Source organism: Pseudarthrobacter sp. RHLT3-21, from assembly GCF_059383495.1.
In genome coordinates, this window is sequence record NZ_JBWZCI010000004.1 from 283,280 (window position 1) to 293,679 (window position 10,400).

General features: G+C 65.4%; 11 protein-coding genes. 9 read left to right on the forward strand and 2 right to left on the reverse strand.

Annotated features, from left to right (window positions below; all coding sequences use genetic code 11):
• Nucleotides 1-47: 47 nt before the first annotated feature.
• Both AC50YA_RS07070 and AC50YA_RS07075 read left to right on the forward strand, forming a co-directional pair.
• The gene (locus AC50YA_RS07070) at nucleotides 48-1,271 is read left to right on the forward strand and encodes an MFS transporter (protein ID WP_494981593.1); all 1,224 of its coding nucleotides are present in this window, start codon (nucleotides 48-50) and stop codon (nucleotides 1,269-1,271) included.
• A 6-nt stretch (nucleotides 1,272-1,277) separates the two neighbouring features.
• Entirely contained in the window at nucleotides 1,278-1,958 is a 681-nt protein-coding gene (locus tag AC50YA_RS07075; RefSeq protein WP_494981594.1) for a FadR/GntR family transcriptional regulator, read from the forward strand.
• Between the two features lie 167 nt (nucleotides 1,959-2,125).
• Here AC50YA_RS07075 and AC50YA_RS07080 read toward each other — a convergent pair whose 3' ends face one another.
• Nucleotides 2,126-2,956 (reverse strand): HAD-IIA family hydrolase, encoded by an 831-nt coding sequence (locus AC50YA_RS07080; protein ID WP_494981595.1) that lies wholly within the window; start codon nucleotides 2,954-2,956, stop codon nucleotides 2,126-2,128.
• A gap of 52 nt (nucleotides 2,957-3,008) precedes the next feature.
• On the opposite strand from AC50YA_RS07080, the gene AC50YA_RS07085 reads away from it, so the two are divergent.
• The 5 genes from AC50YA_RS07085 (at nucleotide 3,009) to AC50YA_RS07105 (ending at nucleotide 6,435) form a co-directional block, all read left to right on the forward strand.
• On the forward strand, nucleotides 3,009-3,701 hold the full coding sequence (locus AC50YA_RS07085; RefSeq protein ID WP_494981596.1) for a TrmH family RNA methyltransferase: 693 nt from the start codon (nucleotides 3,009-3,011) through the stop codon (nucleotides 3,699-3,701).
• A gap of 163 nt (nucleotides 3,702-3,864) precedes the next feature.
• Nucleotides 3,865-4,041, forward strand: coding sequence for a hypothetical protein (locus AC50YA_RS07090; protein ID WP_494981597.1), 177 nt, complete (start codon nucleotides 3,865-3,867; stop codon nucleotides 4,039-4,041).
• A gap of 122 nt (nucleotides 4,042-4,163) precedes the next feature.
• Nucleotides 4,164-4,796, forward strand: a complete 633-nt coding sequence (locus AC50YA_RS07095) for a putative endonuclease domain-containing protein (RefSeq protein WP_494981598.1) — start codon at nucleotides 4,164-4,166, stop codon at nucleotides 4,794-4,796.
• A gap of 194 nt (nucleotides 4,797-4,990) precedes the next feature.
• The gene (gene fbaA / locus AC50YA_RS07100) at nucleotides 4,991-6,010 is read left to right on the forward strand and encodes a class II fructose-bisphosphate aldolase (RefSeq protein WP_494981599.1); all 1,020 of its coding nucleotides are present in this window, start codon (nucleotides 4,991-4,993) and stop codon (nucleotides 6,008-6,010) included.
• Nucleotides 6,011-6,012: 2 nt separating this feature from the next.
• Nucleotides 6,013-6,435 (forward strand): DUF3151 domain-containing protein, encoded by a 423-nt coding sequence (locus AC50YA_RS07105; RefSeq protein ID WP_494981600.1) that lies wholly within the window; start codon nucleotides 6,013-6,015, stop codon nucleotides 6,433-6,435.
• Nucleotides 6,436-6,530: 95 nt separating this feature from the next.
• Here AC50YA_RS07105 and AC50YA_RS07110 read toward each other — a convergent pair whose 3' ends face one another.
• Nucleotides 6,531-7,160: a uracil-DNA glycosylase family protein gene (locus tag AC50YA_RS07110; protein ID WP_056348638.1), complete on the reverse strand. Its 630-nt coding sequence runs from the start codon at nucleotides 7,158-7,160 to the stop codon at nucleotides 6,531-6,533.
• 440 nt (nucleotides 7,161-7,600) lie between these two features.
• Here AC50YA_RS07110 and AC50YA_RS07115 point away from each other — a divergent pair, with 440 nt between their 5' ends.
• The gene (locus AC50YA_RS07115) at nucleotides 7,601-8,890 is read left to right on the forward strand and encodes an adenylosuccinate synthase (RefSeq protein WP_058932815.1); all 1,290 of its coding nucleotides are present in this window, start codon (nucleotides 7,601-7,603) and stop codon (nucleotides 8,888-8,890) included.
• Nucleotides 8,891-9,308: 418 nt separating this feature from the next.
• A complete protein-coding gene (locus tag AC50YA_RS07120; RefSeq protein WP_494981601.1) occupies nucleotides 9,309-10,379 on the forward strand; it encodes an IS110 family RNA-guided transposase in 1,071 nt (356 codons plus the stop codon).
• Nucleotides 10,380-10,400 lie beyond the last annotated feature (21 nt).

The window sequence follows — 10,400 nt, forward strand, 5'->3', positions numbered from 1 at the left end:
CACCACAGAACCCTAGACATCAAACGTCTAACGTCTAACGTTAAGACATGACTGTTGCCCCTTCCGATGCCCCGACGCTGTCCGACGCGCCGCCCGAGCCGCGCTCCGCCATCGTATTCGGGGTCATTGCGCTGGTCCTGATCGGGCTGAACCTGCGTGCGGGGATCGCGGGCGCTTCTGCCCTCCTCCATGATTTTCAGCAAGTCCTTGGCTACGGGCCGCTGGTGGCGGCGATCATCCCGTCTATCCCCACGCTCTGTTTTGCGGTGGCGGGGGCCGCGACCTCGTGGCTGACCGGACGGCTGGGCGTTGAGAAGGCAATCCTGCTGGCGCTCGGATTCCTGGCCGGCGGGCTGCTGCTCCGAGGGATCCCGGCAACCGGCATGCTGGTGGCGGGCACCGTGGTGGGGATGTCCGGCCTGGCGGTCTGCAATGTGGCCATGCCGTCGTTCATCCGCGAGCATTTTGCCCACCGCACCTCAGCCATGACGGCGCTCTACACCGTCACCATGACCACCGGCGCCACCGTCACCGCAGTCGCCGTCGTCCCGCTGGCGTTGGCGCTCGGCTCACCGTCCGCCGCGGTCGGCACGATCGGATTCCTGGCCGTGGCCGCTTTCCTGGGCTTCCTGCCGGTCGTTTTGCATGCGCACCGTAACAGCGTCCGGAACACGGCTGTCCGCATCTCCCCGTGGCCACTGCTCCGCGCCCGGAAGGGCCAGCTGCTCACGGCCATCTTCGCTCTCCAGGCGCTGCTCGCCTACTCGCTCATCAGCTGGTTCCCGTCGATGTTGATCAGCATGGGCATCAGCTCGGCCGACAGCGGCCTGATGTACGGGCTGATGCAGCTGGTCTCCGTACCGGCCGGCATGGTGCTGCTCGCAATCGGCTCGCGGCCCCGGATGCTCCGGCCGGCGCTGTATCTGGTCAGCATCACTATGGTGGCCGGGCTGGCATCACTGATGTTCCTGCCGGTGGGACTGGCCGTCATTCCCACCGTCCTGCTCGGCTTCGGCCTGGGCATTTTCCCGCTGGTGATGGTGATGATCAGCCGGAGCGGGACGAGCACCGCCGAGACCACTGCCCTGTCCACCCTGGCGCAGTCCACCGGCTACCTGCTGGCCACAGCCGGGCCCTTCGGCGCCGGCCTGCTATTCAGCGGTACTGGCGGCTGGACGCTGCCGCTCGCACTGCTGCTGGGCCTCGCCCTGGTCCAAGTGGTGGTGGCCCACCTCATCTCACGCGCCCCCTTGTCCGGCCTGAAGAAGTAGGACGCCATGACCCTGAGCACCTCACACCGCCAGCCCCTCGCCGACGAAGTCACCGCCAAACTCCGGCAGATGATCCACTCCGGCGAATGGCCCCTGGACCAGCGCATCCCCTCTGAACCGGAACTGATGCAGGGCCTGGGCGTCTCGCGCGGCACGTTACGCGAAGCCATCAAGGCGCTGGCCCACAGCGGGATGCTGGAGGTCCGCCGCGGCGACGGCACCTACGTCCGCGCCACCAGCGAGATGTCCGGCGCCGCCCGGCGTATGTACCAGGACCACACGGACGAACACATCCTCGAGGTCAGGCTCGGCCTGGATACGCAGGCGGCGCGCCTCGCCGCCCGGAATGCAACGCCCGACGACGTCGCCGCCCTGCGTGCCGTGCTCGCGGCCCGGGCAGTCGCCTGGAACGCCGCAGACTTCGAGGGGTGGGCACGCTCCGACTGGGATTTCCACGCGCGCGTTGCCCAGGCCTCCGGGAACCCGCTGTTGCACGAGCTCTACGTCAGTTTCGGTGACGTGTTCCACCAGGACCTGCTCAAGCAGCAGCGCAAGGGCCGGCTGGACGGCCTCACATACGAGGGCCACGGCGCCCTGGTGGACGCGATCGAAGCGCACGACGCCGAGTCCGCGGTGGCCAGCGTCAACCAGAACCTGAACACCTGCGCGGAGTGGCTGCGCGCGTAGGTCCGTTCCTGCGTGGTGGCCCAACTAGGTAGCAGTAAGTGTCGTTATGAGCGCTCAAAACGACTGTGAGGATTGGGGTGGCTGGTCTGGGACTGGCTGGCAGAGTAGGTACTGGCCGTTCCGCCCCGTGGTCGTGACTCACAAAACGATTGGCCCCGTCGGGTNTTTTAGATCTGGTTCTTCAGGTCAGCCACGGAGTTCAGCACCTGGTTGGGCCGGAACGGGTAGGCGGCAATGTCCTCGCGCTGGGTGATGCCGCTGAGGACCAAGACCGTGTGCAGGCCTGCCTCCATTCCGGCGATGATGTCGGTGTCCATCCGGTCCCCGATCATGGCTGTGGTTTCGGAGTGCGCCTCGATCTGGTTCATGGCGGACCGGAACATCATGGGATTCGGCTTGCCCACGATGTACGGTTCCCGGCCGGTGGCCTTCGTGATGAGCGCGGCGATGGCGCCCGTCGCGGGCATGGGACCGTCCTTGGACGGGCCGGTGGCGTCCGGGTTGGTGGCAATGAAGCGGGCCCCGGCCAGGATCAGGCGGATGGCCATGGTGATGGCCTCAAAGGAGTACGTACGGGTTTCGCCGAGCACCACATAGTCCGGGTCCTGGTCGGTGAGGATGAAGCCTGCCTCGTGCAGCGCCGTCGTCAGCCCTGCCTCGCCGATGGTGTAGGCGCGGTTCCCGGAGCCGGAACCCCGCACCTGGTCCTTCAGGAAGTGGGCGGTGGCCAGCGCGGACGTCCAGATGTTTTCCTCGGGGATCTCAAGCCCCGAGGCACGCAGCCGGGCGGCCAGGTCGCGGGGCGTGAAGATCGAGTTGTTCGTCAGCACCAGGAACCGCTTGGACGTGTCCACCCAGCGCTGGATCAGTTCGGCGGCCCCTGGGACGGCATGGTTTTCGTGTACGAGTACGCCGTCCATGTCCGTCAGCCAGCATTCGATCTCCTGGCCGCTGCGGTAAACCGCCGGTGAACCCTGTACCTGGTCTGCTTCTGCCACTTTTACCTCCGCCGGTGATGAATGCTCCAGTGGTCCAGTCTAGTGTTGAGGGGTGAAACAAACGCCCGGGAACCCAGCCGAACCTCATCCAGTGCCCGCGGAGGAGCCTGCGCCGGAGGAGACGTTGGAGCCAAAGGCGGAGGTCGGCGTCGGGCCCTGGGCCGGCGAGCTGCCCGCGGGGGACCACTGGGATCCGGAATTGCTCGCCGACGGCGACCGCCGCAACGTGGTGGACCAGTACCGCTACTGGAAGCATGACGCGATCGTGGCGGACCTCGATTCCAAGCGGCACAACTTCCACATCGCCATCGAAAACTGGCAGCACGACCTCAACATCGGTACCGTGGTGCGCACCGCCAACGCGTTCCTTGCCAAGGAAGTCCACATCATCGGACGACGCCGGTGGAACAGGCGCGGGGCGATGGTCACCGACCGCTACCAGCACGTCCGCCACCACCCCACCGTGGAGGACTTTGTGGTGTGGGCGCAGGGGGAGGGGCTCGCGATCATCGGGATCGACATCTTCCCGGACTCCGTGCCCCTGGAGACATATGAGCTGCCGCGCGATTGTGTCCTGGTCTTCGGCCAGGAAGGGCCCGGGCTGACGCCGGAGGTCCACGAGGCCGCCTTGGCAACCCTGTCGATCGAGCAGTTCGGTTCCACCCGCTCCATCAACGCCGCCTCCGCGGCCGCGATCGCCATGCACGCCTGGATCCGCCGGCACGTCTTTAGCCAGCCCGTCTGAACCCCGCCACTTCTGACCCCGCGCCTCTTCTAACCCCGCCGAGATGGCAGTTCACGGCAGTTCCGGACTCCGGCACTGCCGTGAACTGCCATCTCGTTGCCTGGCGGGACGCCCGCCTGTGGATAAACCTCCACGACACGTCCGGATCGGGAAGAATTCGGGGATGCATAGGGCTCCGCTTCCCGAACACCTGACCGCCGGTTCATTCTCGCTTCGTATGTCCGACAAAGCCGGCATCAGCAGGACGCGCACGGCGGCCAAAGACCTGGCCACAGTTTCCCGGGGCATCCGTGTCCACCCGGGATCAGCGTCCAAGGGTGCTGCGGCGTTGCGGGCCTAAACGGAACTGGATGACACTCTGCCCTGACCCACGTGTCGGCCGCCCGTGTCTAGCGCGCCGCCCTTGGGTGAAGGCTTGAGGATGACTGGCGGGTCCACTTGTCCCGTCGGCCCGGGTTCAGCATGCCGCGCCGGGTCAATGTGGTGGGGCACCTGTTGACCTTCCTTCCCGGAGAGCTCGTGGAGTACGACGGCGTCCGGCTCACCTCGCCTGCCAGGACATGGCTGGACCTGGGATCCATCGCCGGTGTGGATGAACTTGTCATCGCGGGAGACTCTTTGGTGTGCTCCCACGGCCCTGAGTTCCCCGCGCCACGTGAACCGCTGTGCACGGTGGAGGAGTTGCGCGCCATGGTTGCGAAGCATCCCGGAATCAGGGGAGCCAGGCTGGCCAGGGCAGCGTTGGAGCTGATCCGCGTCGGTGCCGACTCACGGCCCGAAACCGAGATGCGTCTGGCCTTGGTCCGGGCCGGCCTGCCCGAGCCGGAACTGAACCACGTGCTGTGGGGAGTGGACGGCGCCCCGGTGCTGTGGCCGGATGCGGCCTACCTGGAGTGGCGGATCTCGATCCAGTACGACGGGGCCGGCCATGGCGGCACCGAGCAGTACCGGCGGGACATCCGGCGGGAATCCGTGACACGTGAGTACGGCTGGCTTGAGGTGCGTGTGTCCAAAGACGACCTCGCAGGGGAGCGTCCCGCCGTCGTGCGCAAAGTCCGGGCCGCACTGGAAAGCCGAGGCTGGCGCCCGAGATGACAGATCGCGGCAGTCCCGGGCGCCGGCATTGCTGCGAAGTGCCACCTCGGTGCGGCGTGTGAGCGTAACTGTTACCGGCCTGCGTGACCCGAAACACTGCCCCTGCACAGAAATGGCTAGGATGGTGGCTAGCCGTAAGAGGTCTACTCTCCAGGGTCACAACCCACAGACGAAAACTCAGCATAGGAGTCACCATGCCCATTGCAACCCCAGAGATCTACTCCGAGATGATCGACCGCGCCAAGGCCGGAGGCTTTGCATTCCCGGCGGTCAACGTGACGTCGTCACAGACTCTGAACGCAGCCATCCGCGGTTTCGCCGAGGCTGAGTCCGATGGCATCATCCAGGTTTCCACCGGTGGCGCAGCGTACTGGTCCGGCGCGTCCGTCAAGGACATGGTGGCCGGTTCGCTCGGCTTCGCCGCCTTTGCCCGCGAAGTGGCCAAGAACTACAACGTCAACATCGCGCTCCACACCGACCACTGCCCCAAGGACAAGCTGGACAGCTTCGTCCTGCCGCTGCTGGCCGCTTCCGAGGCAGAGGTCAAAGCAGGCCGAAACCCCATCTTCAACTCGCACATGTGGGACGGCTCGCACGAGACCCTTGAAGACAACCTGCGCATCGCCCGGGAACTGCTGGAGCGTTCCGCCGCAGCCAAGATGATCCTCGAAGTTGAAATCGGCACCGTCGGCGGCGAGGAAGACGGCGTTGAGAACGAAATCAACGAGAAGCTCTACACCACCACCGAAGACGCCCTGGCCACCATCGAGGCCCTAGGCACCGGCGAAAACGGCCGCTACCTGACGGCATTGACCTTCGGCAACGTCCACGGCGTGTACAAGCCCGGCGGCGTCAAGCTGCGCCCGGAGCTGCTCAAGCAGATCCAGGCCGAGGTAGGCGCCAAGATCGGCAAGGAGAACCCGTTCGACCTCGTGTTCCACGGCGGTTCGGGCTCCTCGGACCAGGAAATCGCTGACGCCGTCTCCTACGGCGTGATCAAGATGAACGTCGACACCGACACGCAGTACGCCTTCACCCGTCCGGTGGCCGGGCACATGCTCGCCAACTACGACGGCGTCCTGAAGATCGACGGCGAAGTGGGCAACAAGAAGACGTACGATCCCCGCGTCTGGGGTGCCTCCGCCGAGGCCGGCATGGCTGCCCGCATCGTCGAGGCCGCCCGCCAGCTCGGCTCCCTCGGCAAGACGTTCTAGCCATGTCGGACGAGTTCCGCAAGAACCTCATGGGTCCGGAGCCGACGCTCCTGCCTGCCGAGACCGACGTTTACCAGCAGCTGGACGCCGGCGCCGAAGCCCTGGACCTGGTGGAAAAGCACCCCACATCATCGCTGTTGTGGGCTGTCCTGGCGGAGGAGGCGTGGTCCGAGGGCCGCACCATCGATTCCTACGCCTACTCGCGCGTGGGCTACCACCGCGGGCTCGACTCGCTGCGCCGCAACGGTTGGCGCGGCGTGGGTCCCATCCCGTGGGAGCACGAACCCAACCGCGGCTTCCTGCGTGCGCTCTACTCGCTGGGCCGCGCGTCAGCTGCCATCGGTGAAGCCGAGGAACCGGAACGGATCGAGAAGTTCCTCAACGACTCGGACCCGGCAGCCAAGGCAGCCATCGAGGCTAAGTAGTAGAAGAACGACGGCGGGCGGTCACCTTTCAGAAGAAAAGTTGACCGCCCGCCGTCGTACTTCAGCCGGTGGTTGAGCTTGTCGAAACCCGGCGGTTAGACCTTCGCGAGCCCCGTGCGGGCCATGGCGTCGGTGTAGACGACGCGCATTTCCTCGAGGTACTGTTCCTGCCGCGCGGGCGTCCCGGCGAAGGCGCGGCCGCTGAGGGACCGGACCTTGTAGGTCTTCAGCCCGCGGCGCCAGAGCAGCGGAACTTCGGTCTTCAGCAGCAGGTTGGCCAGGCGGTTGGCTTCGGTGCCGTGGGCCACGATCACCGAGGCACGGGGAACCACGGCGAGGAACTTGAGCAGCGGCTTGAGGCCGGCGGAAATCTGGTCCGGCGTGAACTTGCCGTTGACCTCACCGGGCGTGTGCCACGGGTGCACGTTCCAGGGCATCACGAACTCGGGGCGCAGGCCCAGCTTCCACTGGATGCCGAGCATGCGGGTGGCGGCGTCTTCGTCGCCAGCGGTGATGAAGCCGGACGGGTCGGCTTCGCCGATGTTGGAGTAGAGGCTGATGATGCGGCACTCGTCCACGTCGTGCATGGGGTCAACGTAGGGGACTTCGGTGTGGGGCTTGACGCTCTGCAGGGAATCGCACAGCTCGTTGACAGCTGCAACGTTGGGCTCGTAGCGGCGGCTCAGGAGCTGTTCACGGAGGGATTCGGGGGCCAGGGCTGTCATATAGTGCAATGTCTCCTGCGGGGCTCGGCGATGCTGCCAATCCGGAAAATGGGCGCGTGATGGGCGCGCCCGTCCGGCGTGGTTTGAAATGTGGTGTGGACCGATTCCTGGTCGATCTCTATCAGTTTAGCAAGCCCTGCGAAATGCGGACCCCGTCCGGTGACATTCCGTGATGAAAGGCATACAGCGGGCGGCGTAGCTGGAGGGGAAAACCCGCGGGCGATCCTTGATGGCGCGGCAGGCTCCGCAGGCCGAACGGGTGGAGGAAACCCCCGCATCGGCTAAACTTGGGTGGTAAGAGCCCCGGACTCTTGCGTGGTTGGCCGCCGTAGCGGTCCGGCCAGGCTATGGCCTTCGGGGCATTCTCATGAACGGCGCTACGCAGGCCTGCCATCTCGGTGGACGGACCTGTGCGGCCCGAACGAATGGGGGAGGATCCCATGCCAGCAATCGTGATCGTAGGAGCCCAGTGGGGCGACGAAGGAAAAGGCAAGGCCACCGATCTTCTGGGCGGCCGCGTTGACTACGTCGTAAAGCCCAACGGCGGCAACAATGCCGGGCACACCGTCGTCGTAGGCGGTGAGAAGTATGAGCTCAAGCTCCTTCCGGCCGGCATTTTGAGCCCCAACGCGATTCCGATCATCGGCAATGGCTGTGTGGTGAACCTTGAGGCCCTGTTCCAGGAGATCGAAGGACTGCAGGCCCGTGGCGCGGACACGTCCAAGCTGCGCATCTCCGCCAACGCGCATCTCGTGGCGCCCTACCACCAGGTCCTGGACAAGGTCACGGAGCGTTTCCTCGGCAGCCGCGCCATCGGCACCACAGGCCGCGGCATCGGCCCCGCTTACATGGACAAGGTGGCCCGCCTGGGCATCCGCGTCCAGGACGTCTTTGACGAGTCCATCCTCCGCCAGAAGGTGGAAGGCTCCCTGCGCCAGAAGAACGAACTCCTGGTCAAGGTCTACAACCGCCGCGACATCGTGGTGGACGAGATCGTGGACTACTTCCTGGCCTTCGCCGAGCGCCTGCGCCCGCTGGTCATCGACAGCACGCTGGTCCTCAACAACGCCCTGGATGAGGGCAAGGTTGTGCTGATGGAAGGCGGTCAGGCCACGTTCCTGGACGTGGACCACGGCACCTACCCGTTCGTGACCTCCTCCAACCCCACGGCTGGCGGCGCGTCCGTTGGGTCAGGTATCGGACCCACCCGGATCTCCCGCTCCATCGGCATCATCAAGGCCTACACCACCCGTGTTGGCGCCGGACCGTTCCCCACCGAACTGTTCGACGAAATGGGCATGTACCTGCAGAAGACCGGTGGCGAGTTCGGCGTAAACACCGGCCGTCCGCGCCGTTGCGGCTGGTACGACGCCGTCCTGGCCCGCCACGCTTCCCGCGTGAACGGTTTCACGGACTACTTCGTCACCAAACTGGACGTCCTCACCGGCATCGAGCAGATCCCGGTCTGCGTTGCCTACGACGTTGACGGTGTCCGGCACGACGAAATGCCCATGACGCAGACCGAGTTCCACCACGCGGTGCCCATCTTTGAGTACTTCGAAGGCTGGACCGAGGACATCACCGGTGCCCGCACGCTGGAGGATCTCCCCGAGAACGCCCGCAACTACGTGCTTGCCCTCGAGAAGCTCTCCGGCACGCGGTTCTCCGCGATCGGCGTCGGCCCGGACCGCGACCAGACCATCGTGGTCCACGATCTGATCAACGACTAACAGCCTCTAAAGCGCGACGGCGGCGGGTCACCTGGCAAAGGTGGCCCGCCGTCGTCGTCCGCTGGCCCAAGTGGGTAGCAGTAAGTGTCGTTTTGAGCGGTCAAAACGACTGTGAGGATTGGGGTGGCTGGTCTGGGACTGGCTGGCAGAGTAGGTACTGGCCGTTCCGCCCCGTGGTCGTGACTCACAAAACGATTGGCCCCGTCGGGTGTCCTTCAAATGACTTGTCCGTCCGTGGGGTGGACGGCCGGTACCTACCCGGCCCACCTCGGTAACTTGATTAGAAGGTTGCCCGCCCCCCAAATGACTGGGGCGTGGCTCGTCACAGTGTTGTTCCGAAGTGACCTCTACCCGGACTGGTACCGGCCGTGCTCGCGGCCTGACCGTATCCGCGAAAGAGGAAGGTGCCAGAACCGCTATGTCTATCGTTGCTCATTCCCACCCATTTGTCGTGGGCGTCGACACTCACGCCAAAAACCATGTCTACGCCATCATCGCCACCGCAACCGGCGCACTGCTCGAGACCCGGGATTTCCCCACCACCGGCACCGGCATCAACCGGGCCATCGCCTGGGTAGCGCGCCGCACCGGCGCCGACCTGGCTACCCTGTGGGTGATCGAGGGCGCTGCCTCCTACGGGGCGCTGCTGGCCGGTGCCGTCGGCGCCGCCGGTTACCAGGTCGCCGAAGCCGCGCGCATGGATGCCCGGGCCCATCACGGGGTTGGCAAGTCCGATACCTTGGACGCGCACCGGATCGCCGCCGCCGTCCTGCCCCTGGAGGAGCAGCAGCTGCGCCGGCCACGGCTCAACGAAGGGGTCCGCGCAGCCCTGCGGATCCTGGTCTGCGCGCGTGAGTCCATGACCACCGACCGCACCCGGGCCGTGAACGCGTTGACCGCGCTGCTGCGAGTGAACGACCTTGGACTGGACGCCCGTAAATCCTTGACCGGAACCCAGATCGCCGAAGTCTCCCGCTGGCGTTCCCGCGAAGAACCGCTGGCCCTCTCCGTTGCCCGCGCCGAAGCAGTCCGGCTGGCCAAACACACCAGCGAGCTCGACACGGACATCAAAACCAACAACGCCCAGATCACCGAACTGGTCGAAATCAGCGAAGCCGCACCACTGCTGCAGGAAACCGGCTTCGGTCCCGTCACAGCCGCCATCTGCCTTACCGCATGGTCCCACCACGGACGGGTACGCTCCGAGGCCGCCTTCGCCTCCCTCGCCGGGGTAAACCCGATCCCCGCCTCCTCCGGCAACACCGTCCGACACAGACTCAACCGCGGCGGCGACAGAACCCTGAACAAAGCCCTGCACCTGATCGCCAACAGCAGGATGACATTCGACTCCCCGACCATCGAATACGTCGAGAAACGACAAGCCGAAGGACGAACCAAAAGGGAAATCCGCCGATGCGTGAAACGCTATCTCGCCCGACGGATCTACCGAACCCTCAACGCGCCAAACCCGAACCCCAGCTGTGTTTGACAACTATAGAAGGGTCACTTA